This is a genomic window from Saccharopolyspora sp. NFXS83 (assembly GCF_026241095.1).
Classification (GTDB): Bacteria; Actinomycetota; Actinomycetes; order Mycobacteriales; family Pseudonocardiaceae; genus Saccharopolyspora_C.
This window is the reverse complement of sequence record NZ_JAPFGB010000010.1, coordinates 1-23,500: the sequence shown is the minus strand read 5'-3', so window position 1 is coordinate 23,500 and position 23,500 is coordinate 1. Positions and strand designations below refer to the sequence as shown.

The 23,500-nt window shown below is 72.1% G+C and carries 22 protein-coding genes; 15 read left to right on the top strand and 7 right to left on the bottom strand.

What is annotated here, in order from left to right; translation table 11 throughout:
* Positions 1 to 2: 2 nt before the first annotated feature.
* The 7 genes from OOZ19_RS13245 to OOZ19_RS13215 all read left to right on the top strand — a co-directional run bounded on the left by OOZ19_RS13245 (position 3) and on the right by OOZ19_RS13215 (position 6,257).
* Positions 3 to 1,610 carry a monocarboxylic acid transporter gene (locus tag OOZ19_RS13245; protein WP_507028810.1) on the top strand — a complete coding sequence of 536 codons (1,608 nt, stop codon included), beginning with the start codon at positions 3 to 5 and terminating at the stop codon, positions 1,608 to 1,610.
* 236 nt (positions 1,611 to 1,846) lie between these two features.
* On the top strand, positions 1,847 to 2,188 hold the full coding sequence (locus OOZ19_RS13240) for a rhodanese-like domain-containing protein (protein ID WP_266090561.1): 342 nt from the start codon (positions 1,847 to 1,849) through the stop codon (positions 2,186 to 2,188).
* Between the two features lie 59 nt (positions 2,189 to 2,247).
* Positions 2,248 to 3,123, top strand: coding sequence for a DUF4328 domain-containing protein (locus OOZ19_RS13235; RefSeq protein ID WP_266090398.1), 876 nt, complete (start codon positions 2,248 to 2,250; stop codon positions 3,121 to 3,123).
* Positions 3,124 to 3,156: 33 nt separating this feature from the next.
* Complete coding sequence (locus OOZ19_RS13230; protein WP_323055131.1) at positions 3,157 to 3,981, top strand: glycerophosphodiester phosphodiesterase family protein; 825 nt, start codon at positions 3,157 to 3,159, stop codon at positions 3,979 to 3,981.
* A gap of 103 nt (positions 3,982 to 4,084) precedes the next feature.
* Positions 4,085 to 5,032, top strand: coding sequence for a DUF5926 family protein (locus OOZ19_RS13225; protein WP_266090396.1), 948 nt, complete (start codon positions 4,085 to 4,087; stop codon positions 5,030 to 5,032).
* Between the two features lie 215 nt (positions 5,033 to 5,247).
* Positions 5,248 to 5,745 (top strand): SigE family RNA polymerase sigma factor, encoded by a 498-nt coding sequence (locus OOZ19_RS13220; protein ID WP_266090395.1) that lies wholly within the window; start codon positions 5,248 to 5,250, stop codon positions 5,743 to 5,745.
* A complete protein-coding gene (locus tag OOZ19_RS13215; RefSeq protein ID WP_266090394.1) occupies positions 5,745 to 6,257 on the top strand; it encodes a hypothetical protein in 513 nt (170 codons plus the stop codon). The genes OOZ19_RS13220 and OOZ19_RS13215 overlap by 1 nt, the downstream gene beginning before the upstream one ends.
* 67 nt (positions 6,258 to 6,324) lie before the next feature.
* On the opposite strand, the gene OOZ19_RS13210 is transcribed toward OOZ19_RS13215, so the two are convergent.
* The 5 genes from OOZ19_RS13210 to OOZ19_RS13190 form a co-directional block, all read right to left on the bottom strand.
* The gene (locus OOZ19_RS13210) at positions 6,325 to 6,885 is read right to left on the bottom strand and encodes a ferritin (protein WP_266090393.1); all 561 of its coding nucleotides are present in this window, start codon (positions 6,883 to 6,885) and stop codon (positions 6,325 to 6,327) included.
* A gap of 119 nt (positions 6,886 to 7,004) precedes the next feature.
* On the bottom strand, positions 7,005 to 7,703 hold the full coding sequence (locus OOZ19_RS13205) for a hypothetical protein (RefSeq protein ID WP_266090392.1): 699 nt from the start codon (positions 7,701 to 7,703) through the stop codon (positions 7,005 to 7,007).
* A gap of 121 nt (positions 7,704 to 7,824) precedes the next feature.
* On the bottom strand, positions 7,825 to 8,376 hold the full coding sequence (locus tag OOZ19_RS13200) for a DUF5753 domain-containing protein (protein ID WP_266090560.1): 552 nt from the start codon (positions 8,374 to 8,376) through the stop codon (positions 7,825 to 7,827).
* Positions 8,377 to 8,496: 120 nt separating this feature from the next.
* Complete coding sequence (locus OOZ19_RS13195; RefSeq protein WP_266090559.1) at positions 8,497 to 9,678, bottom strand: arginine deiminase; 1,182 nt, start codon at positions 9,676 to 9,678, stop codon at positions 8,497 to 8,499.
* A 200-nt stretch (positions 9,679 to 9,878) separates the two neighbouring features.
* Positions 9,879 to 10,688: a CPBP family intramembrane glutamic endopeptidase gene (locus OOZ19_RS13190; protein ID WP_416309429.1), complete on the bottom strand. Its 810-nt coding sequence runs from the start codon at positions 10,686 to 10,688 to the stop codon at positions 9,879 to 9,881.
* A gap of 164 nt (positions 10,689 to 10,852) precedes the next feature.
* On the opposite strand from OOZ19_RS13190, the gene OOZ19_RS13185 reads away from it, so the two are divergent.
* Positions 10,853 to 11,230: a hypothetical protein gene (locus OOZ19_RS13185; protein ID WP_266090391.1), complete on the top strand. Its 378-nt coding sequence runs from the start codon at positions 10,853 to 10,855 to the stop codon at positions 11,228 to 11,230.
* Here OOZ19_RS13185 and OOZ19_RS13180 read toward each other — a convergent pair whose 3' ends face one another.
* Positions 11,231 to 12,010, bottom strand: coding sequence for a DUF2470 domain-containing protein (locus OOZ19_RS13180; protein WP_266090390.1), 780 nt, complete (start codon positions 12,008 to 12,010; stop codon positions 11,231 to 11,233).
* Between the two features lie 452 nt (positions 12,011 to 12,462).
* Here OOZ19_RS13180 and OOZ19_RS13175 point away from each other — a divergent pair, with 452 nt between their 5' ends.
* The 7 genes from OOZ19_RS13175 to OOZ19_RS13145 all read left to right on the top strand — a co-directional run bounded on the left by OOZ19_RS13175 (position 12,463) and on the right by OOZ19_RS13145 (position 22,606).
* The gene (locus OOZ19_RS13175) at positions 12,463 to 13,329 is read left to right on the top strand and encodes a hypothetical protein (RefSeq protein ID WP_266090389.1); all 867 of its coding nucleotides are present in this window, start codon (positions 12,463 to 12,465) and stop codon (positions 13,327 to 13,329) included.
* On the top strand, positions 13,326 to 14,531 hold the full coding sequence (locus tag OOZ19_RS13170) for a fumarylacetoacetate hydrolase family protein (protein WP_266090388.1): 1,206 nt from the start codon (positions 13,326 to 13,328) through the stop codon (positions 14,529 to 14,531). The genes OOZ19_RS13175 and OOZ19_RS13170 overlap by 4 nt, the downstream gene beginning before the upstream one ends.
* Positions 14,532 to 14,600: 69 nt before the next feature.
* Positions 14,601 to 15,233 (top strand): IclR family transcriptional regulator, encoded by a 633-nt coding sequence (locus tag OOZ19_RS13165; RefSeq protein WP_266090557.1) that lies wholly within the window; start codon positions 14,601 to 14,603, stop codon positions 15,231 to 15,233.
* 169 nt (positions 15,234 to 15,402) lie between these two features.
* On the top strand, positions 15,403 to 16,905 hold the full coding sequence (locus OOZ19_RS13160) for a cytochrome ubiquinol oxidase subunit I (RefSeq protein ID WP_266090387.1): 1,503 nt from the start codon (positions 15,403 to 15,405) through the stop codon (positions 16,903 to 16,905).
* Between the two features lie 128 nt (positions 16,906 to 17,033).
* Complete coding sequence (cydB, locus tag OOZ19_RS13155) at positions 17,034 to 18,041, top strand: cytochrome d ubiquinol oxidase subunit II (RefSeq protein ID WP_266090556.1); 1,008 nt, start codon at positions 17,034 to 17,036, stop codon at positions 18,039 to 18,041.
* Positions 18,038 to 21,307 (top strand): thiol reductant ABC exporter subunit CydD, encoded by a 3,270-nt coding sequence (cydD, locus tag OOZ19_RS13150; RefSeq protein WP_266090386.1) that lies wholly within the window; start codon positions 18,038 to 18,040, stop codon positions 21,305 to 21,307. Before cydB ends, cydD begins: the two co-directional genes overlap by 4 nt.
* 159 nt (positions 21,308 to 21,466) lie before the next feature.
* Positions 21,467 to 22,606 (top strand): GAF domain-containing sensor histidine kinase, encoded by a 1,140-nt coding sequence (locus tag OOZ19_RS13145; protein WP_266090385.1) that lies wholly within the window; start codon positions 21,467 to 21,469, stop codon positions 22,604 to 22,606.
* A gap of 121 nt (positions 22,607 to 22,727) precedes the next feature.
* On the opposite strand, the gene OOZ19_RS13140 is transcribed toward OOZ19_RS13145, so the two are convergent.
* Entirely contained in the window at positions 22,728 to 23,363 is a 636-nt protein-coding gene (locus tag OOZ19_RS13140) for a response regulator (RefSeq protein WP_266090384.1), read from the bottom strand.
* Positions 23,364 to 23,500 lie beyond the last annotated feature (137 nt).

Genomic DNA, 23,500 nt, shown 5'->3' with positions numbered 1-23,500 from the left:
ACCTGGCGCAGGCGCCCGACCCCGCGTCGAACCGGTGGCTCAACATCGGCATCTTCGGGCTGTTCGTCCTGGTCACCATGGTGGTCGTGTTCCGCGCGAGCCGGAACACGAAGACCGCGTCGGACTACTACGCGGCGGGACGCGCGTTCAGCGGGCCGCAGAACGGCATCGCCATCTCCGGCGACTACCTCTCGGCCGCGTCGTTCCTCGGCATCGCCGGGGCGATCGCGGTGTACGGGTACGACGGGTTCCTCTACTCGATCGGGTTCCTCGTCGCGTGGCTGGTGGCGTTGCTGCTGGTCGCGGAGCTGTTGCGGAACACCGGCCGGTACACGATGGCCGACGTGCTGAGCTTCCGGATGCGGGAGCGCCCGGTGCGGACCGCGGCCTCGCTGTCCACGCTCGCGGTGTCGTTCTTCTACCTGCTCGCCCAGATGGCCGGTGCCGGCGGCCTGATCGCGCTGCTGCTGGGCATCGAGAGCAAGGCGCAGCAGGCGATCGTGATCGCCGTGGTCGGCGCGCTGATGATCCTCTACGTGCTGGTCGGCGGCATGAAGGGCACCACCTGGGTGCAGATCATCAAGGCCGCGCTGCTCATCGCCGGCGCGTTCGTGATGACCATCTGGGTGCTCGCGAAGTTCGGGTTCAACCTCTCCGGGCTGCTCGGGTCCGCGGTGGAACGAGCCGGTGCCGATGGCGAGAAGCTGCTCAACCCCGGCGCGCAGTACGGCGAGTCCGGAGCCAGCAGGCTCGACTTCCTGTCGTTGGGCATCGCGCTGGTGCTGGGCACCGCCGGGCTGCCGCACGTGCTGATGCGCTTCTACACGGTGCCCACCGCGAAGGAAGCGCGGCGTTCGGTGGTGTGGGCGATCTGGCTGATCGGCCTGTTCTACCTGTTCACGCTGGTGCTCGGGTACGGCGCGGGCGCCATGGTCGGGCCGGAGGCGATCAAGGACGCGCCGGGCGGGGTGAACTCGGCGGCGCCGCTGCTGGCGTTGCACCTGGGCGGGCCGTTGCTGCTCGGATTCATCTCGGCGGTCGCGTTCGCCACCATCCTCGCGGTCGTCGCGGGTCTGACGATCACCGCTTCGGCCTCGTTCGCGCACGACATCTACGCGAACGTGATCAAGAAGGGGAAGGTCGACGACAAGCAGCAGGAGGTGAAGGTCGCGCGGATCACCGCGGTGGTGATCGGCATCGTGTCGATCCTCGGCGGCATCGCGGCGAACGGCCAGAACGTGGCGTTCCTGGTGGCGCTGGCGTTCGCGGTGGCGGCCTCGGCGAACCTGCCGACGCTGCTGTACTCGCTGTTCTGGAAGCGGTTCAACACGGCCGGGGCGCTGTGGAGCATCTACGGCGGGCTCGCGGTGACCATTGTGCTGATCGTGTTCTCGCCCGCGGTGAGCGGGAGCGAGGAGGCGATGTTCCCGTCGCTGGACTTCGCGTGGTTCCCGCTGAAGAACCCCGGTTTGATCTCGATCCCGGTGTCCTTCCTGCTCGGCTACCTCGGCACGATCCTGAGCAAGGAGCCGCACAACGCGGAGAAGTACGCCGAGATGGAGGTCCGCTCCCTCACCGGCGCCGGAGCCGAGAAGGCCACCGAGCACTGATTCGGCTGAGGTGAACGGACCGTTCGTCCGATCCCGTTGGACGAACGGTCCGTTCACCCGCTTCCCCCGGCACCGCGGCGCGTCGGGCGCTCGCGGTGCCGGGTCGGGTTTCGAGTGAACGGACCGCTCGTCCAACCGGCTTGGACGAACGGTCCGTTCACTTCGTCCGGGGTGTGCGCCGACACCTCACGACATGCCCACGGCGGGCGTGGCAGCATCGGGGCGTGACTACCCCGATGCAAGTACCCGGCGTGCCGCCGGAGGAGCTGCCCGCAGACCTGCCCGCCGCGAACTTCGCGCTGCTGGACGTCCGGGAGAACGACGAGTGGGCCGCCGGCCACGCGCCGGGCGCCGTGCACATCCCGATGAACGAGGTCCCGCAGCGGCTCGACGAGCTGCCGGAGGCCGACCAGGTCTACGTCGTGTGCCGCTCCGGCGGTCGCTCGGCGCGGGTGACGGCGTACCTGAACGCGAACGGCTGGGACGCGGTCAACGTGGAGCGCGGCATGAACGGGTGGTCCGCCGCGGGCCGTCCCGTGGTGTCCGACGAGCCCGGCGCCGAGCCGTTCGTGCTGTGACGACTCCGCCACCGGGCGCACCGCCGCCGGAGCGCCGGTCGGGCTTGCGGGTGGAGTGGGTGGCCACTCCACCCGGTGGCCTGCGTCCGCGTCGCCGCACCCGCCCCACCGGTCGCTACACCGGACCGCCGTCGTACCCGGGGGTGCCGCGGTGGGGCTTCCCGCTGCTGGGCTGGCGCTGGCCGTTGGCGCTGCCGACGCGCCCGCAGATCGATCCGGTGCAGCGGGTGACCTGGCTGGCGGCGATGGCGTGGTCGGCGTTGTGGCTGATGGCCGCGGTGTCGGGCGTGGCAGCGGTGGGCGAGGCGTGGCGGTACGTCCTGCTGCTGATGAGCCGCGGTTCGGCGTTGTCGAAGGTGGCCCTGGACCTGTCGGACACGCTGGTGGTGACGGCGGGCGTGCTGAGCTGGCTGCTCGGCGTGACCAGCGGCGTGTTCGCGGTGCTGTGGTTGTTGTGGGCGCGCAAGGCGTCGGCCCGGCGGCTGGAGGTGTCGCCTCGCCGCCCGGAGTGGCAGGTCGTCGCGGGTGTGCTGGTGCCGGGTGCGAACCTGGTGGCGCCGGGGACGGCGCTGGCGGAGCTGGAGCACGGCGTGCTGGCGACCGCGGGCGATCGTCGGCTGGAGTCCAGGCCGCGCCCGTCGCGCCTGGTGGGCGCCTGGTGGATCGCGTGGGCGGTGAGCCTGCTGCTCGGCTGGGTGACGTTCCTGTGGTCGTTCCGCGACGGGGTGCAAGCCATGGCGGACGGCGTGGTGCTGCACTTCTGGACGGACGTCGCGGCGGCGGTGTGCGCGGTCCTCACCATGCGCGTGATCAACTACATCACGACCTTGATCGTCCCGCCGGATCCGGTGTTGCTCCCGCGCCACCGGGTCCTCGGCGTCAAGGACGCGCCCGTGCCGCCGCGCCCGGAACGCCCGTCCACCGCCGCGCGCTGAGAGCTCGCCGCGCGGATCGGGATAATGCCGGGCATGGGTGGTCCGGAGGTCGTCGCGCACCGGGGAGCGTCGGCGGAACGCGCCGAGCACACGCTCGGTGCCTACCAGGTGGCGCTGGACCAGGGCGCCGACGCGCTGGAGTGCGATGTGCGGGTGACGCGCGACGGGCACTTGGTGTGCGTGCACGACCGCCGGGTGGACCGCACGTCCACCGGCCGGGGCGTGGTGAGCGAGTTGACGTTGGGCGCGATGTCCCGCTTCGACTTCGCGCAGTGGCACCACGAGCTGCCGGACTCCGCGGACGACCTGGTCTTCGAACCGCGGGCGAGCCCGGTCGGCGGGAAGTCGCAGCGCCGCATCCTCACCTTCGACGAGCTGCTGGGCCTGGTGCGGGCGCAGTCGCGTCCGGTGCGGTTGTTCGCGGAGACGAAGCATCCGGTGCGGTACGGGGGTCTGGTCGAGGCGAAGCTGACGGCCGCGTTGGCCCGGCACGGGGTGTCGGCGCCCGCGCACAAGGACGATTCGCCGGTGGTGATGATGTCGTTCTCGGCGGCGGCGGTGCGCCGGTTCCGCGCGAACGCGCCGGGGGTGCCGACGGTGCTGCTGTTCGACCGCTCGTCGCGCGTGGTGCGGGCGGGGGAGTTGCCGCGCTGGGCGGATCTGGCGGGGCCGAGCGTCCGGTTGTTGCGCCAGGACCCGGAGTTGGCGCATCGGCTGGCGGCGCGCGGCCGGGACACCTACTGCTGGACGGTGGACGACCCGGCGGACGTGGAGCTGTGCCGCCGCGCCGGGGTGCGGTTCGTGGCCACGAACCGACCGGGTGCGACGCGGGCGAGGCTGGCGGGCTCGCTCGGGTAGGAGTTCGTTCTCGGCAGTCCGGGTGCGTTGACCCGGAACGTCGGGTTCGGGGGCGGCTCGATAGCGTCGGTGGGTCCAATCACACCCAGCGAGGAGGCTTCGAGTGTCGAAGCGAACGGCCCCGTCCCAGCGCGCTGAGGGAGCTGTCGGCCCGAGGCAGCCTTGCCCGTGCGGTTCCGGGAAGCGCTACAAGGCGTGCCACGGTGCCGCGGGCGGCTCCGCCGACGTGATCGTGACCAGGCCTTTCGAGGGTCTCGCCGCGGAGGGCGATTTGGTCGCGCTGCGCGAGTTCGTGCCGTCGGCGACGGCGAAGCTGCCGTTGCGGGACGGCTCCGAGGTCACCGTCGCCTCGGTGCTGCCGATGGCCGCGGCTGCGGTGCGGCGCACCGACGGGCACGCGTTCGTCGGCCTCCAGGTGCAGACCCGTTCGGGTGATCTGAGCCGCGACCTGGCCCGCGCGATCGAGTGGGTGCAGCAGGCGGAGCCGGGCGCGTCGCTGCCGGTGGTGGGGCCGGAGCCGGCGCAGGCCGAGGTGCCGACGCGGTTGCAGGACCTGATCGACCCGGCCGCGGAGCTGGAGGTCGTGCTGCACGAGGACTTCTCGTGGTGGCTGCCGGAGGGCACCGAGGCCACCGGCGACGTCGCGCTGTCCTTGGAGCGGGCGAACGCCGCGATCATGCCGACGGAGCGGTTGTCGGCCGAGGGCGCGCGCTCGGCGTACTGGGTGGATCCGGGCGAGAAGGCGCACTTGCGCTGGGTGCGCCCGGAGCCGGAGGAGAAGCTGCTGGCCGCGCTGGCCCGCCTCGCGGCGCGCGGTGAGCTGGCGTTGGACGAGGACAGCAAGTTCGCCGGTTCGTTCCGCGCCCACGGCGTCCTCGTCCCGGTGTGGGACCTGGATCGCGACAAGCACCCGCGCGAGTGGAACGAGCCCGCCGCCGCCTTGGGCGAGCGCTTGGCCGAGGCCTTGAACTCTTTGGAGTCCACGCCGTTGGACGCCGCCGAGCGCCGTTCCCGCGACGGCCTCCGGGGCCGCCAGGTCACCCTGCGCTGACCCGTCGGGCGCGGGCGCCCGCCGAGGTGCGGGCGCCCGCGTCGTTGGGCCACCCGAGTGAACTCGGGTGGTTCCGGCAACCGCTCGGCCGGGTCGGGCGTGTCCTTCCACAGCACAGGTCGTGGAGGGGAGGCGGCGTGACCGCTCAATTGCCTGCCGTACGCGCCGCTGCAGAGGCGTCGGTGGGTTGGTCACGCCCGGCACGTCAAGGGGACATGGCGACGGAGGACGATTTCGCGGAGTTCGTGCGCGTCGCCCTGCCGGGGTTGATGCGCTACGGCCACGCGCTCACGGGAAATCCGCACGACGCGGCGGATCTGGTGCAGACGGTGCTGGAGAAGGTGGGTGCGCGCTGGCCGAAGATCCGCCAGCAGTGCGAGGAGCCGCGCGCCTACATTCGCAAGGCGATGGCGAACACGCACGTGAGCCGGTGGCGCCGCACTCGTCGGGAGACGTTGCTGGCGGAGTTCCCGGACGTGCCCGCGGTGGAGTCGCCGGACCGGCTGGAGAACGAGCCGCTGTGGCAGGCGTTGCGCGGTCTGCCGCCGAGGCAGCGCGCGGTGGTGGTGCTGCGCTACTACGAGGGACTGTCGGAGGCGGAGATCGCCGAGACGCTCGGGGTCAGCGCGGGAACGGTGAAGAGCCAGGCCAGCAAGGCGCTGGCGTCGTTGCGCCGGAAGCTCGGCCCGGTCTTCGAGGGCGGTGGGGTGTGATGGGCGACCTCGATGACGAGCTGCACCGGATGTTCGCCGACGACCGGCTGGACGTGCGGGTCCGCACCGGCGCGGAGTGGTCGTTGGTGGCGGGCGCGCGACGGCGGCGCAAGCGGCAGACGACGGTGGCCGCGGTGGGCGGCGCGCTGGCGATGACGGTGTTGGTGGGCGGCGGCGCGGTGCTGGTCGCGCGGCCGGCGCCGGATCCGGTGCGCCCGGCGGTGCCGCCGGTGGTGAGCACGTCGGAGCGGTCCCCGGGCGACCCGTCGCTGCCGGACGTCACCTCGACGTTCGTCCCGCACGCGCCGGGCAGGCCCGAGCACGGCTCGCCGGATTCGGGCGTGGTGCCGCGGCACGGTTCGGATCCGACCAGCGAACGGCTGTCGATCTTGCGCGAGTCGACGTCGGCGCCGGATCCGACGTCCTCGGAACCGTCGGACCCGCCGACCTCGGTGCCGTCCTCGTCGGAGCCGACGGCTCCGACCAGCGAACCTCCCGGCGAACCGGGCTGACCGGTTCGGACGTGCGACGGCCCCGGCGCTGAGGTGCGCCGGGGCCGTGCGCGTCGTCGCGGAGGCGTCAGAGCGCCCCGCCGGCCGTCGGGGGAGCGGTCGGGTCGGAACCTTCGTCGCCGACGGCTTCGCGGGCGAGGAAGTTCTCGACGTCGAACAGGTTCCCGTTGGAGCGGTCGACGACCGCCAGCAGCGTCGACATCTGCGAGACCTCTTCGACCTGTTCCTTGAGGAACCACTGGAGGAACTGCTCGCCGAGGTAATCGCCTTCGTCGCGGGCGGCCTTGGCGAGCGTCACGATCTCCTGCGTCACTTCGCGTTCCTGCTCCAGCGCGAGGGCGACGAGTTCGCGGGTCTCGGTGAAGTCGTTGCGGACCTCTTCGATGGACGGGATCGCGACCTTGATGTCGTTGTCCATCAGGTACTGCACGATCATCATGGCGTGGTTGCGCTCTTCGACCGACTGGCGGTAGAAGTGCGCGGCCAGTCGCGGCAGGTCCTCGTTGTCGAACCACACCGCGACCGCGAGGTACTGCTGCGAGGCGGTGAGCTCGTTGCGCACTTGGTCCTGCAGCAGCTGGTGGAACCGGGATTCGCGCGGCTGGATCTTCTTAGCGGTGGTGTTCATGGCTCGAAGAATACGCTCCAATTGACAACTCGCAATTCATCAGGCAACCCTTGGGAATGTTCGCCGAACCTTGCTTAAGTTTACTTTGCCTTATTTCGGCAAGGCAATCCTAAGTGGATTCATCCGAGCCTGGGGTAGGTGTGCTCGGCGCTTTCGCGGGGATCGGCGGACCGCAGCCGTGCGATGATCGTCGCGGCGTCGTCCGTGCTGCCGTGGCTCGTCATGTAGTCGGCAGCGCCATCTGTGACCAGCATGGAGACCTCGCCCTGCCAGTCATGCGGCTGTGCTCGCCGCAGGCCCAAGCCCCACTGGCCGAGGATGCCGGGGTCGGCGTCGAGCACCCCGGCCACCTCTCGTGCGATGCGCCGGGCAGTGGATTCCCGCGACCGATCGGCGTGGCAGCGCACGATTTCCGCGACGTACTGAGCGGTGCGGAATCGTAGCTCTGTGGGAGGTTCCACATCGCCCATGCAATGCAGCGTGAAATCGCTCCAGACGACGTGGTCGCAGCCGTACCGGTCTTCCTGGATCCGAGCGCTAGCGAATCCGCAGCCTTCGATGCCGCAATTGCACCGCCGCAGCACCGTGGTCCGCGGCTGTTCCGGCCAATCGGTCGGCAGCAGCGGACTCGACCTCCCGAGCAGGGAGTCCGGGTCCCGCCCGACGCCCTTCAGCTGCAACGTCCGCCCGAACAGGTCTTCCCCGTCAACGACGAACACCAGTGCGGGCCCGCTCCCGATCCCCGTCTCGGCCTGCTCCACCCGCAGCCCGAACTCGCTGCACGCCGGTTCCTCTCGATCAGCGATGCCGAATCCCATGCCTCCACTCTGGCAGCGCGGGGCGGCGCGCACGCCGGATCGCTCGATCCGGCCGGTTACAGCGCCGCGAGGAACGCCGCCCATCGGGAGCGGGAGAAGCTGAGCGTGCCGCCGGTGCGGTCTACAGATCGCCGGAAGCCGCCTTGATCATCGCTAGCGAATCCTCCCGGCTGAATGCGCTGCTCGTCGCTCCGGCCGGCGCGATGCCGTGTTCGCGGACGGCCAGGTGCGTGGAGGTGAGCTTGGTTGAGGTGGCCGTCTCGTGCCACAACATCGTCGGCAGGCGACCGCTCGGGAAGTCCGAGAGCAGGAACGAGGATCCGCCCACTGCGGCATGGCCGGTGGAGGAGAAGGGGACCACCCGCACTTCGAGCGTGTCAGGGTGCGATTCGATGAGGCGAGCCACGTGCTCCAACTGTGCTTTCAGGCAGCGTGCGCCGCCGATCTGCTGGTGCAGCACGGCCTCGCTGATGGCGGTGCTCAAGTGAAGCGGGTCGTCTCCGGTGATCCGGCGTTGCCTGATCATGCGGGCCTGCACGCGGCGATCGGTTTCGGCGAGCCGGATGTTGGGCGCGGCCGATTCGATGACCGCTCGGGTGTGCTCCTCGGTCTGGAGCAGACCGTTCATGATCGTGTTGCCGTAGCTCTGCATGGACTCCGCGCCGTGTTCCAGGCCGAACAGGCGGACGAGCTCGTCGAACCGTCCGATGTGGACTGTCTGGACCCGGCCTGCGAGGAATGCGGGCGGCAGGCCAGGAATCTGCTCGAACTGCGGCAGCGGGCGCGGCCCCGACTACAGCGATTCGCGGATGATGGGGCAGGACATGCAGCGGGGGCCGCCTCGGCCGGTGCCGAGTTCGGAGCCGCTGATGCGCACCACCTCGATGCCGGCGGCCTCCAGGCGGGAGTTCGTCTCCACGTTGCGCTCGTAGGCGACGACGACGCCGGGGGACAGGGCGAGCGTGTTGTTGCCGTCCTCCCACTGCTCGCGCTCGGCGGTGACCGGATCCAAGCCGGTGTCGATGACGCGCAGCCGGTCGATGCCCATCGCGTGCGCGGCGCTGCGCAGGAACGGTTCGGGTCCGGACACGTCCACGCCGCCGTCCTTCGGGCGCAGCGAGTACGCGGTCAGCGAGTGCTGGATCGCCGGGTACATCACCACGGCGTCTTCGGCGACCATCGTGCACACCGTGTCCAGGTGGATCGACGCGCGCTGCTGGGCGATCGGGACCGCGAGCACCGTGTGCGCGAGGTCGTCGGCGAACATCGAGCGGGCGAAGGACTCCGCGCCCGCCGGAGTGGTGCGCTCGCCGACGCCGATCGCGACGACGCCAGGTGCCAGCAGCAGCACGTCGCCGCCTTCGACGGGCGCGGAGTGCGCGCCGTACGCGCGGCCGGATCGGGAGAAGCGCGGGTGGTAGGCGTAGATCAGGTCGGTGATCGCGGATTCGCGGCGGCGCGCGGGCATCGCGAGCGCGGCGACCGCGACGCGATCTCCCACCCACACCGAGGAATCGCGGGTGAACAGCAGGTTCGGCAGCGGGGTGAGCGCGAAGTCGTGCGGCAGGTGCATCCGGCGCACCAGCGAGTCGCCTTCGGAGGTGGGCAGCTCCTCGAACGTCATGCCCGCGATCAGCGCCTCCGCCAGCGCCTTCTCGTCCACTGTGGACAAGTGGGAGCGGAGGGCGTCGGCGATGTCGGTGCCGATCTCGCGCTCGTCCACCGCGCTGAGCACCGCCGCCGCCCGCGCGCGGGGGTCGCCCAGCGTCTCGATCAGCAGCTCGTGCAGCAGCACCACGTCGATGCCGCGGGCGCGCAGCACCTCGGCGAACGCGTCGTGCTCGGCTTGCGCTCGGTCCACCCACGGGATCGCGTCGAACAGCAGCTGGTCGCTGTTGCGCGGGGTGAGGCGCTTGAGCTCGTTGCCCGGCCGGTGCAGCAGGACGGCGCGCAACGGCCCCACCTCGCTGCGCACGTGCGGTTCGGTCGTGCTGCCGGATTCGTTCACGATGCCGCCTTCAGCCGTGTTCGCCGTCGATACCGGAGCCTAGCTGCCACGATCGAAAACAGCGCTGGTCAGCCGACAAAAACATCGATCGTTGCGAGGAAATGGGAGACGATCACCGATTCGTTGCGTCCGGTCGGCGACTCGGATCGGCGGGTCGAAGCGCGGGATCAGGGCAGCCAGCCGACGTGCCCGCGCAGCGCCGCGTAACCCACGAACGCCACCACGTCGATCAGCGCGTGGCCGATCACCAGCGGCCACAGCCGGTTCGTGCGCTGCCACACCCGGCCGAAGACCAGGCCCATCACCACGTTGCCCACGAAACCTCCGAAGCCCTGGTACAGGTGGTAGCTCCCGCGCAGCACCGCCGACACCCACAACGACCGGTTCTCCGACCAGCCCAGCTGCCGCAGCCGCGTCAGCAGGTAGGCGACCACCAGGGCCTCCTCGGCGAACGAGTTGCCGAACGCCGAGAGCACCAGCACCGGCGCCCGCCACCACGCGTCGTCCAAAGTGGACGGCTGCACGGTGAGGCTCAGGCCGAGCGCGTGCGCCGTCAGGTACAGGCCCAGGCCCGGAACGCCGATCAGCGCGGCCAACCCCGCGCCGCCCGCGGCGTCCCGCCACGGCCGCGAGCGGTCCATGCCGATCCGGTGCAGCGCGACACCACCGCGCCACAGCAGGAAGATCCCCAGCCCGCCCCACGCGAACAACCGCAGCACGCTCGCGAGCTGGCGCAGCAGGTCCAGCAGGCCCGACTCGGCCTGCGGGGCGTTGATCGCCACCGACTGGTCCGCCAGCGACTGGGTCTGCGCCAACGCGTCCAGCAGCGACAGCAGGCTCTGCAAGCCGGACATGCCGAGCGTCACCGCGAACACCAGGAGCAGCTCGACGCCGATCGCCCGCCGCTGCGCCGGACCGGTCAGCCGCGCAGGTTGCTCCGGGCGGGACGGGAACAGCCACTCGCGCACAGTGCTCACCCGGTGAACCGTACCGGTGGGAGCTCGGCGTCCAGCGGAAACGGCGGGGCATCCCGCGCCCGGCAACGGAAATCCGGCAAAACCGGGGACGGGATCGGAGGGAACGAGTCCGCCTTCGCCGACATCCAAGCCCGGCGCGAACGCACGCGGCCGGGAGGAGCGGCATGGACGGATTTCGGGTGTTCCTGCGCGGCGAACCCCGCGTCGACCTGGTGCTGGACTCGCTCCAGCTCCAGCACCCGTTCGTGGTGCTCGACGGCCCCATCGGATCCGCCGGACTCGTCGGGGTGCGCGCGGCGGTGCTCGTGGAGCTGTGCGAGGACCACGACGAACCCGGCGGCCTCGGGCGGTACCCGATGCTGGTGCGCTTCACCGGGACCGACGGCCCGCAGCGGGCGTGGCGCGCCGCGCACGCCTTCCTCTGGGCGGTCACCCGCGGCGGCGAGGTCGACGAGGCGCTGCTGCTCGGGCCCGGCACGGTTCCGCTGCGCTACCACCGGGGCCGCATCGCTCCGGTGCGCGCCGTCCACTCCGAGGACTGATCAGGCCGAGCGCTGACCCGCCAAGAAGGGGCAACCGACCAGGCGGCGCAGTTCCAGACCCAGCGACTCGGCGTTGTCCACCGGCGCCGAGAACGCCAGCCGCACGTCGTGATCGCCGTCGGCCGACTCCACCCGCAGCCGCAACCCGAACCGGTCCAGGCCCAGCGGCCGGATGTGCCCGCCGCGCAGGTCGTCTGGCAGGTGCCGGGCGAGCATCCCCACCACGTCCCGGTGCGCGCTCTCCAAGTGCCGCAGCCAGTCGTCCTCGAACAGGCAGAACGGGTCCGGGCTGGCGGCGGTGAACTCCGCGGCCGGCACCGAGCACGTGCCCTCCGCGTCGGCCAGCACCAGCGATGCGGGCTCCAGCTTCAGCACCGACGCCCCGTGGCCCGCGTCGAGCAGCCGGCTGTCCGGGCGCTGCTCGGCGACCGCCAGCACGTCCTCGCGGGCGTCCGAGCCCGTGAGCACCCGGATCCGGCCGGTCAACCACAGCAGCCCGCGCACCGGTTCGCGCAGCCGCACCGGGGTGGGGTCGGCGACCTCCAGCACCACAGCGATCTCGGTGCGCGGCGCCTGCCACGCGGTCGCGACCAGCGGGTGGTCATCCCCGAGCAGCACCGTGGCGGTGCCGTCGGGATGCACGTGGTGCAGCAGCGGAGCGATCCGAGCGGAACTCTCCCCGGAAGGCATCAACGCGGCCCTGCCACCTCGTCGAGCTATCGTCCTGGCCCGCTCCGCCGGGGTCGGCTTGGCCGGTCGACGTGTCGTCCTCTCGCGCACCGCTCACCTCCAACTTAGGTAAGCCTAACCCAGCAGGTCCGCAGGGGAAAGCCGCTACCCGTATTACCAGTTGATCGGATTTCCGCGGCGCGTCCCGCCGGGTGAATTCCACGCCATGGGACGGGTTTCAGGCCGCCCCGAGATCGACCCGGTGATCGCGGGCGGCTTTCCGGGCACGGCCGCTCCGGCGCGATGGGACGATCGGGCGGGCCTTCGCGACGATCGGGGAGGAAAGTCGTTCCGATCGCCCGGCCGGGCGTGGCGGTTAAGATCAACCCGTTCACCGGAACGGCCCGATCCGGCCGAAGGCCGCCACCCGGCTGGGCCAACGGTGTCGCGAACGCCCGCCACCTGCGGTGATGATCCCCCGAACGAGGGCCGCCGGAGACCGCCGAACGTCCGTATATCGGCCACCTTTGTTCACTGAACGGCGCGGCATTAGCGTGTCTGCCGTGTCAAGCGCTGTTGAGCTTCGCGCGCCGGGTCCGCGCGGCATCCCGCCCCTGTTCGCCCGACTGGTCGACGACGCCGCGCTGTTCCCACCGGGGAGCGCGCAAGTCGCCCAGGCGGTCGACGACCACCTAGCCGCCCGAGCGGGCGAGTACTCGGGGGTGCTGGGCCCGATGCTGTGCCAAGCATCCCGGCTGGCCGAGCTCATCACCGAGCTCGCCAAGGCCAAACCGGCCGAGCCGGTGCCGCTGTCGCTCGTGTGCGACACCGGCCTCGGCGGCGTGCCGAAGGCGCTGTCCATCATCGAAGGCAGGCAGGAACTCCTGGCACTGCGCATGGTCGAAATGCCCGCTCCCTCCGACGTCGACGACGTGTGGCTGGAACGGGTCTCCGAGTTCGTGCCCGAGGACGTCGTCCGCGTCGTCGAACCGCGCCGCAGCCCCGAAGGCTGGTTGGAGGGGATCAAGCGCGTCGCCGAGCACGGCTGCTGGCCGAAGCTCCGCACCGGCGGGCCCACCTCCGAATCGGTGCCGCCCGTCGACGTCGTCGCCGACTTCCTCGCCACCGTCAGCACCCTGAGCGTGCCGTTCAAGACCACCGCCGGAATGCAGGCCGCGATCCGCGGCGCCGACCCGGAAACCGGGTTCATGCAGCACGGCTTCATCAACCTCCTGGTGGCCACGGCGCGCTGCCTGTCCGGTGGCGACGTGCGCGACGCGCTGTCGAGCTCCGACGGGGAAGCCCTCGCCGCCGAGGCGAACTCGCTGTCCGACGCCGCCGCGACCGCGGTGCGCGACGTGTTCTCCTCCTACGGCTCCTGCTCGCTGACCGGCCCGGTGACGGACCTGGAAGGGTTGGGGCTGTTGTGACCTGGATCGAGGACCCCGAGTTCGCCACCGACAAGCCGTTCGGGCCGCAGACGCTGCCCTACGGCGTGCTGGTGACCTCGCAAGGTCCGGTGATCTCCGTGCGGGTCGGCAAGCACGCCTTGCCGCTGCGCGGGATCGCGGACGCGCTGGGGCCTCGGCTGGCCGAGCTGGTCAGCGCGAACTCGCTCGATCCACTGCTGGCCGCCGGACGGGAGCGGTGGCGGGAACTGCGGGAACGGCTCACCGCGATCGTCACGGCCGGTTCGGCGCCGGCCGGGGCGGAACTGGTGCGCACCGACTGGCACACGCTGGTGCTGCCGTTCACCGTCGGCGACTACGTGGACTTCTACTCCTCGCGCCACCACGCCGAGAACGTCGGCCGCATCCTGCGCCGGGGCGCCGCTGAACTCCCCGACAACTGGACGCACCTGCCCATCGGCTACCACGGCCGGGCGGGCACCGTGGGCGTCTCCGGCACCGACGTGCCGCGGCCCAGCGGGCAGCGGCGCACCACCGGCGACCGGAACCCGGCGTTCGGGCCCACCCGCAGGCTCGACTTCGAAGCGGAGGTCGGCTTCGTCTGCGGCGGCGAGACCGCCGCGCGGGTGCCGACGGAGGACTTCGCCGAGCACTGCTTCGGCGTGGCGCTGGTCAACGACTGGTCCGCGCGGGACCTGCAGGCCTGGGAGTCGCAGCCGCTCGGGCCGTTCCTGTCGAAGTCCTTCGCGACGTCCGTCGCCGGGTGGATCACACCGCTGGAGGCGTTCGAGCACGCCCGGATCGCGCTGCCCGAACGGGAGCACGCGCTGCACGACTACCTCACCGAGACCGAACCGTGGGGGCTGGACCTGCGGCTCGAAGTGCGGTGCAACGACATCGTGCTGTCCCGGCCGCGGTTCGCCGACATGTCGTGGTCCCCGGCGCAGCAGCTCGCGCACCTCACCGTGAACGGGGCGACCGTGCGGGCCGGGGACCTGTTCGCCTCCGGCACCGTGTCCGGGCCCGACCGGGACCAGCGCGGCTGCCTGCTGGAGCTGACCTGGGGAGGGTCCGAACCGATCACGCTGGACGACGGCGAGCAGCGCACCTTCCTCCAGGACGGAGATCGAGTCACACTCGGTGGAACCGCGCCCGGACCGGACGGTTCGGTCATCGGCCTCAGCGAGGTGACGGGAACGGTGCTGTCCGCGACCTGGAGGTGACCGGTGACCCGACCCACCGACCCCGCTCGGTCCTCGTTGCCGCACCGGCCGCGCGGGCGTGACGACGCCGTGCCGCCCAAGGAGACCTCGCTGACCTTGGAGCGCGGGCTGAACCTGCTGCAGGCCGTCGCCGAAGCCGACGGTGCCGCGCCCACCATCAGCGACCTCGCCGCGACCGTGGGGGTGAGCCGCGCAGCCGTGTACCGGCTGCTGGGGCCGCTGCAGGCCCGCGGGCTGGTGCGGCGCGAAGGGTCCCGGGTGCGGCTCGGGCTCGGCGTGCTGTGGGTGGCGGGGCGGGTGCTGCCGCAGTTGCGGTTCGCGTCGCTGCCCGCGCTGCGCGGACTCGCCGAGCACGTGGGCGCCACCGTGCACCTCACCGTCGCCGACGGCGGCGAGGCGCAGGCCATCGCCGTGGTGGAGCCGTCCTGGACGAGCTACCACGTGTCCTACCGGGTGGGCACCCGTCACCCGGTGCAGCGCGGTGCGGCGGGACGCGCCGTGGACCTGCCGCCGAACGGGCCGCGCTGGGTGGTGAGCAGCGGCGAGCTGCACAACGGTGCTTATGGGGTCGCCGCGCCGGTCCAGGGCGTGCCGGGACTGCGCGCCAGCGTCGGAGTGGTGGCCCTCGAACCCCTCGTCGGCGACGAGGTCGGACCGCTGGTCTTCGACACCGCCCGAGCCGTCGCCGAAGCCCTCCGCTGACCCGGACTCCGGTTCGGAGGGTTCCGATCTTGGGGCGGGATTGGTAGAAAGATCGCAGCCCCTGGTGCGCGGGAGGACGTAAGTCCTGGTCCGAATAGGGACCTTGGGCCCCTCCAGGAGGGACGGCGGCCCCTGAGCCGGGTCCGGTGCGCACCGGCAGACTGGCCCCGTGGAACTCCTCGACATCGCCCGGTGGCAGTTCGGGATCACGACCGTCTACCACTTCCTGATGGTTCCGCTGACCATCGGACTCTCCCTGCTGGTCGCGGGGATGCAGACGGCGTGGTGGCGCACCGGGAACGAGCGCTACCTGAAGATGACCCGCTTCTGGGGCAAGTTGATGATGATCAACTTCGCGATGGGCGTGGTCACCGGCATCGTGCAGGAGTTCCAGTTCGGCATGGCGTGGAGCGAGTACTCCCGCTTCGTCGGCGACGTGTTCGGCGCCCCGCTGGCGATGGAGGGGATCGTCGCGTTCTTCGTCGAGTCCACCTTCCTCGGCCTGTGGATCTTCGGCTGGGACCGGCTGCCGAAGGGCGTGCACCTGGCCTGCGCGTGGGCGTTCTCGCTGGCCACCGTCGCCTCCGCGTACTTCATCCTCGCCGCGAACTCGTGGATGCAGCACCCGGTGGGCGTCGAGGTGGTCGACGGCAGGCCCCGGATGAACTCGATCTGGGAGGTGATGACGAACAACACCGTGCTCGCCGCGTTCCCGCACACCATCTTCGGCTGCTTCGCCGTGGCAGGCTCGTTCCTCATCGGCATCGCCGCCTACAAGATCGCCGAGCACCGCAGGAACTCGAACCGCGACGACGAGGACCGCAAGCTGTGGCACGGTTCGATGCGGCTCGGCGCGTGGGTCGGCGTGATCGCCTTCGCGGGCCTGGCGCTGTCCGGTGACGTGCAGGGCAAGCTGATGTTCGAGCAGCAGCCGATGAAGATGGCCTCCGCCGAAGCGCTCTGCCACACCGAGGAACCCGCCAGCTTCTCGATCTTCGCCTACGGCGACGTGGGCAGGCAGAACTGCGAGGACGTCAAGAGCTTCACCGTGCCGTACATCCTGTCGTACCTGGCCAACGGCGACTTCACCAGCGAGGTCAAGGGCGTGCAGGCGCTGGTGCCCGAATACCAGGCCGCCTACGGCACGCACTACCCGGACGACCCGCGGCTCGGCGCTTTCGCCGGGCAGCCCATCGACTACGTGCCGAACCTGCCCGCGACCTACTGGGGATTCCGGTTCATGATCGGGTTCGGTGGGATGGCCGCGCTCGGCGCCGTCGCGGTCCTGTGGTTCACCCGCAAGGGCCGGTTCCCGAAGGGGCGCTGGTGGGCGCCGCTGGCGGTGGCGAGCATCGCGACCCCGTTCCTCGGCAACGCGTTCGGCTGGATCTTCACCGAACTCGGCCGCCAGCCGTTCGTCGTCGCGCCCAACCCGAACCCGTCCGGAGTGGACGGGGTGTGGATGTACACGGCCTCGGCGGTGTCCTCGGGGGTGACGCCGGGCGAGATGCTCACCTCGCTGATCGCGCTCACCGCCGTGTACGGCGTGCTGGCCTGCGTCGAGATCTTCCTGATCGTGCGCTTCGTCCGCGGCGGCGTGGCGGCCACGATGCCCCACGAACCCCCGGACGACGAGAAGTCCGACGACGACACGCTGTCGTTCGCCTACTGAGCTGAGGAGGCCGGTTTGGTTTTCATCCGCGTCCTGTCAGCGGCGGAGCCGCTGAGCAGCGACCACCTCAGCACGAGGACCACCGGCACCCGACCCACCGAGCAACTCAGCCACCGATGGAGACCGTGATGGACCTGCCCACCTTCTGGTTCGCCCTGATCGCCGTGCTGTGGCTGGGCTACCTGTTCCTGGAGGGCTTCGACTTCGGCGTCGGCATGCTGCTGCCGGTGCTGGGGCGCGACGAGCGCGAGCGCCGGGTGCTGATCAACACGATCGGCCCGGTGTGGGACGGCAACGAGGTCTGGCTGATCGTCGCGGGCGGAGCCACCTTCGCCGCGTTCCCCGGCTGGTACGCGTCGCTGTTCAGCACCGCCTACCTGCCGCTGCTGCTCCTGCTGCTGATGCTCATCGGGCGCGGCGTCGCGTTCGAGTACCGCGGCAAGGTCGACACGGCGCGGTGGCGGCGCACCTGGGACGTCGTGATCGTCACCGCGTCCTGGATCGCTCCGATGATGATCGGGCTGGTGCTGTCGGCGAGCGTGTTCGGCCTGCCGCTGGACGCCAACGGGGACCGCGTCGGCGGCCCGCTGGTGCTGCTGACGCTGCCGAACGTGCTGGGCGCGCTCGCCGTGTGGGGCTTCTCGTTCTTGCACGGGGCGGTGTTCCTGTCCTTGAAGACCACCGGTGAGGTGCGGGAGCGGGCCCGGAAGTTCGCGCTGCGGTTCGGATCGCCGCTGCTGCTGCCGGTGATCGGCCTGCTGCTGCTGGCGCAGCTGACCCAGGGAGACCCGTGGACGTGGGTGCCGCTGGGCGTCGCGCTGGTCGCCGCGCTCGCCGGGCTCACCCGGATGATCTCGTGGCGGGAAGGGCAGGCGTTCGCGCTGCAGGGCATCGCGCTCGCCGGGGTGGTGGTGACGCTGTTCGGCGCGCTGTGGCCCAACGTCATCCCGTCCACCTTGGACCCGGCGTGGTCGCTGTCGATCGCAGGCACCGCCTCCAGTCCGTACACCCTCACCGTGATCACCTGGGTCGCCGCGTTCGGCACCCCGGCCGTGCTGATCTACCAGGGCTGGACGTACTGGGTGTTCCGCAAGCGCATCGGCACCCAGCACATCCCGCCGGTGCACGCGCCGTGAGCGGGCCGCTGGGCGCGCTGCCCCGGCTGTCGCGTTCGGCACGGCTGGCGCTGCTGGCCGCGGGCGCGCTCGCCGCGGGCAACGCCGCCGCGCTGATCGTGCAGGCGTGGGCGCTGGCGAGCGCGCTCGCCGAGGTCGTCACCCACGGCGTCGACCCGGACGCGATCACCGGGCGGCTCGCGGTGCTGGCCGGGGCGATCCTCGCCCGCGCCGCGTTCGGCTGGGCCACCGAGCTCGTCTCCGCGCGGGCCGCCGCCGGCGCGAAGGAGGAGTTGCGGGCCCGGCTGCTCGACTCGGCGCTGCGGCGCGGACCGGAGTGGATCCAGGAACGCGGGCCGGTCGAGCTCACCGCGCTGGCCACGAAGGGACTCGACTCGCTCGACGCGTTCTTCACGAAGTACCTGCCCGCGCTGGTCACGGCCGCCGTCGTCCCGCTGCTGGTGGGCGCGTGGATCCTGTTCTCCGACGAGGTCTCGGCGGCGACGATCCTGATCACGGTGCCGCTGATCCCGCTGTTCGCGTGGCTCGTCGGCCGCTACACCGAGCAGCGCACCGCCCGCGCCACCGACTCGACGCAGCGGCTGTCTGCGCAGCTGCACGAACTGGTGCGCGCGCTGCCGGTGCTCACCGCGTTCCGCCGGGCGGGCGCGCAGCGGGCCGTGGTGCGCCAGGTCAGCGAGCGGCACCGGCGCAGCACCGTGGCGACGCTGCGCATCGCGTTCCTGTCCGCGCTGGTGCTGGAGCTGTTCTCCTCGTTGTCGGTGGCGCTGGTCGCCGTCGGCATCGGGCTGCGGCTGGTGTCCGGTGAGCTGGACCTGGCGACCGGGCTGATGGTGCTGGTGCTCGCCCCCGAGTGCTACCTGCCGCTGCGCGCCGCCGGAGCCGCCCACCACGCCAGCGAGGACGGCGTGGAGGCGGTGCGCCGCGCGGACGAGGTGATCTCCGCCGATGAGTCCGATGTGGACGATGCGGTGGGGCCCGAGTCCACCGGGCCGCTCGGCGCCGCCGGGGAGCTGCGCGTGCGGGACCTCGCCGTGGCGCGGCGCGGCGGGCACGCGCCGGACGGGATCGGCTTCACCGCCCGGCCCGGCGAAGTGCTGCGGCTCGACGGGTTCGACGGCATCGGGCCCAGCGGCAGCGGCAAGTCCACCACCTTCGGCGTGCTGCTCGGCTTCACCCGGCCCGCACGCGGGACCGTCGAGTACGCGGGCATCGACCTGCGCGCGCTCGACCCGGCGGCCTGGCGCGGGCACCTCGCGTGGGTGCCGCAGCGGCCGGTGTTCACCGGCGGCACCGTCGCCGACGAACTCGAACTCGCCGTCACCGACCAGCCCGACGGCACCGCCGCCGCGATCCCCGACGTGCTCGCCGAAGCCGCCGCCGCCCACCTGCGCGACCGCGCGGTCGACGGGCTGTCCACGGGGGAGCGGCAGCGGGTCGCCGTGGCCCGCGCGCTGCTCCGGCTGCGCGGCACCGCGCGGGTGCTGCTGCTCGACGAGCCGACCGCGCACCTCGACACGGCGACAGCTCGCCAAGTCGACAAAGCGATCGTGCGGGCCGCCGAGCGCGGCGCCACCGTGATCCTCGCCAGCCACCGGCCCGACACCGACGTGGCCGAACCCGAACCGGAACCGGTCGCCGAGGGGGCGGCGGGCGAGGTGCCCGGACTGCCCCCGGCCCGCGGCACCCTCCGCGAGCTGATCACCCCGCGCACCCTGCTCGGCGTGGTGCTGGCGGCGCTGTCGCTGCTGTCGGGTCTCGCGCTGACCGCGACCTCGGCGTGGCTGATCGCCCGCGCCTCGCAACAGCCGCCGATCCTCACGCTGACGGTCGCCGTGGTGGGGGTGCGCCTGTTCGCGCTGTCGCGCGCCGCGCTGCGCTACGTCGAACGCCTCATCACCCACGACGCCGCGTTCCGGTTCGCCGGATCGCTGCGGGAGAAGCTGTGGGACGCGCTGGTGCGGATCGGGCCCGCGCGCACCGCGGGGCTGCGCCGCGGCGACGGGATCGCGCGGCTCGTCGACGACGTCGACGCGGTCCGGGACCTGGTGCCGCGCGTGATCCTGCCGCCGCTGGCCGCCGCGCTCGTCGCGCTCGCCGCCGTGGTGCTGCAAACCCTCGTGCTGCCCGCGGCGGGAGCGCTGCTGGCCGTCTCGCTGCTGGTCGCGGGCATCGGCGGTGCCGCGGCGGCGCTGTTCGCCGAGCGCCGCGCCAGCACCGCCGTCGCCGCCGGGCGGCGCCACGTGGCGGACCGGGTGCTGGCGCTGCTCGACGGCTCCGCGGAGCTGCTCGCGTTCGGCGCGCACGCCTCCCGCCGCGCCGAACTCGCCGCGGCCGACGCCCGGCTCGCGGCCCGCGCCCGCCGCGCCGCGTTCGCCACCGGAGCCGCCACCGCGGTGAGCACGGCGGCCATCGGCGTCGCCGTCCTCGGAGGGGCCTGGCTCGCCGCCGGGGCCGTCGCTGCCGGGCGGCTCGCACCGGAACTCGCGCCGCTGCTCGCGCTGGTCCCGCTCGCCGCCGCCGAAGCCGCCGCGGCCCTGCCGCCCGCCGCGCAGCAGTGGCGGAACCTGCGTGCCGCGCAGCACCGGCTCGCCCCGCTGCTCGCGGCGGACGAGACCGGCACCGGAGCCCCGGAGCCGTCGCCCGACGGGAGCATCGACCTCCGCGACGTCGACGTGCGCTGGCCCGGCACCGCCGAACCCGCGCTGCGCGGTGTCACCCTCACCGTCCCGCCCGGCACCCACGTCGCCCTCGTCGGCCCCTCCGGCAGCGGCAAGTCCACGCTGCTGGCGCTGCTGCTGGGCTTTCTGCCCGCCGAACGCGGCACGGCACGGCTGCCCGGCCAGGCAGCCTGGTGCCCGCAGGAACCGAACCTGGTGTCCACCACCATCCGGGAGAACCTGCGGATGTCGGCGCCGCGCGCCGCAGACCGGGAGCTCGCCGACGCGCTGCGGCTGGCCGGGCTGCCCGGCTGGGGCGAGCGGCTCGGCGAGTTCGTCGGCGCCGGCGGCACCGCGCTCTCCGGCGGGGAGGCGCAACGCCTCGCGCTGGCCCGCGCGCTGCTCGCCCCCGGCCCGCTGCTGCTCGACGAACCCACCGCGCACCTCGACGTCGAGACCTCCACGGCCCTGCTGCACCGGCTGCGGGCGGAAACCGACCGCACCGTCCTGCACGTGACGCACCGGCCCGCCGAAACCGAATCCGCCGACCTGGTCCTGCACGTGCGCGACGGCGGAGTCGTCACCGATGCCCCTCGCCCCGCGTAGGTCCTCGTGCGGCGTCCTGCCAGCGGCGAAGCCGCTGACCAGCGACCGGCTGGGACACCGGCACCGCCGCGCAGATCGTTGAGAAGACATCACCCGAGTCACATCGGACGGCCGCCGCGCAGGTCAGGGCGGGGGAGGAGGGCTAGCCTCGTGCACGCCATGGATTCCGCACTCGCCCGGCGCATGCTGGCCGCCTCCACCGAGATCACCAAGGCGGCGCTGTCCGCCGACGATCCCGACGTGGTGCTTCCGATGGTGGTGCGCCGCGCCGCCGCGCTCGCCGAAGCCGACCTCGGCCTCGTCATGGTGCGCGCCGACGACGGCAGGCTCACCGTCGAAGCCGCCTACCCCGCCCAGCCCGAAACCGCGGGTGATCCCGTCGGTGCGGTGCTCTCCGCGCGCTCCGCCGCCGCCCGCGTCTCCCGCAGCGGCGTGCCGATAGTGGTCGACGACCTCATCGACGACCCGCTCACCGCGCCCTACGTGCCGTCCTCGCTGCGGATCTACGGGCCGTTCGCGGTCGCCCCGTTCGGCACGCGGGAACGCAGGCTCGGGGCACTCGCCGTGTACCGGCGGCGCGGCGCCGCCACGTTCACCCGCGTCGCCGTCGAAGTGCTCACCGGCTTCGCCGCGCAGGCCGGGCTGGCGCTGGTGCTCGCCGAGGGCTCCACCGCCCGCGAGCGCATCGCCGTCTACCAGGAGCGGGAGCGCATCGCCCGCGACCTGCACGACGTGATCGTGCAGCGGCTCTACGCGGCGGGGATGCAGCTCGAAGTGCTCGACCGCAAGCTCACCGGCCGCCTCGCCGCGGAGGACTCGGCGCGGCTCACCGACACCATGGACCAGCTCGACCAGACCATCGCCGAAGTCCGCGCCACCGTGCGGACCCTGCGCTCCGCAGACCCGGAAACGCCCGCGCACGCCCCCGACCTGGCCGATTCGATGCGCTCCGAGGTGCAGATCGCCGGGGAACTGCTCGGCAGGCCGCCGAAGCTGGAGATCGAGGGCGACCTCACCGAGGTCCCGGTCGCGCTCGCCGACCACGCCCGCGCCGCGATGCGCGAAGCGCTGTCGAACGTGGTCCGCCATTCCGGTGCGCGCTCGGTGCTGGTCCGGATCCGCTGCTCGGCCCGCTCCATGCGGCTGCAGGTCGTCGACGACGGTTGCGGCATCCCGCGCGACGTCACCAAACGCGGCCTCCGCCACCTGGAGGAACGCGCGGCGGCAGCGGGCGGCAGTTGCGTCATCCACTCCTCCCCGGACAGCGGCACCACCGTCACCTGGGAAGTCCCGCTCTGACGGGTTTCCCGAACCTTTGATCTCGTCAGCGGCGAAGCCGCTGAGCAGCAACCACCAGAGCAGGGTGACCACCCGCCACGCCGCCACCAGAGCAAAGCGACCACGGCCGCCCGCGAGGAATTCAGCCTTGGCGGCGGGCGACCCAGGCCGCTGCTTGGGTGCGGCGTTCCATGCCGAGCTTGGCGAGCACAGCGGTGACGTAGTTCTTCACGGTCTTCTCCGCCAGGAACAGGCGCTCCGCGATCTGGCGGTTGGTCAGGCCCTCGCCGATCAGCTCCAGCACCTTGCGCTCCTGGTCGGTGAGCGTGTCCAGCTCGTCCGCGGGCCGGTCCGCGCCGCGCCGCATCCGCTCCAGCACCCGCGCGGTGGTCACCGGGTCCAGCAGCGAGCGCCCCGCCGCGACCTCGCGCACCGCGTTCACCAGGTCGCGTCCGCGCACCTGCTTGAGCAGGTAGCCCGCGGCGCCCGCGTTGATCGCCCCGACCAGCGCCTGCTCGTCGTCGAACGCGGTGAGCACCAGGCACTGCGGCGGCACCGGCAACGCCCGCAGCCTGCGGCACAGGTCGAGCCCGTCGCCGTCGGGCAGTCGCATGTCGACCACCGCCACGTCGGGCTCCGCGGCCTGCGCCCGGACCACCGCCTCACCGACTCCGCCGGCCTCGGCGACGACGTCCAGGTCCGGCTCGGTGCTCAACAGGTCCCGCAAGCCGCGGCGAACCACTTCGTGATCATCGACGAGCAGCACGCGTACCGGCACGTCCTCACGCTACGACCGAGTCGCCTGGACGTGCAGGTAAGGGTGCCCTGAGCCGGGCGCGAACGGGACTCGACCCGTCCGACCGTCTGGTCCAGCACCGGTTGAGCGGTCTTGGTGAGCGCTTCGGGATTGCGCAG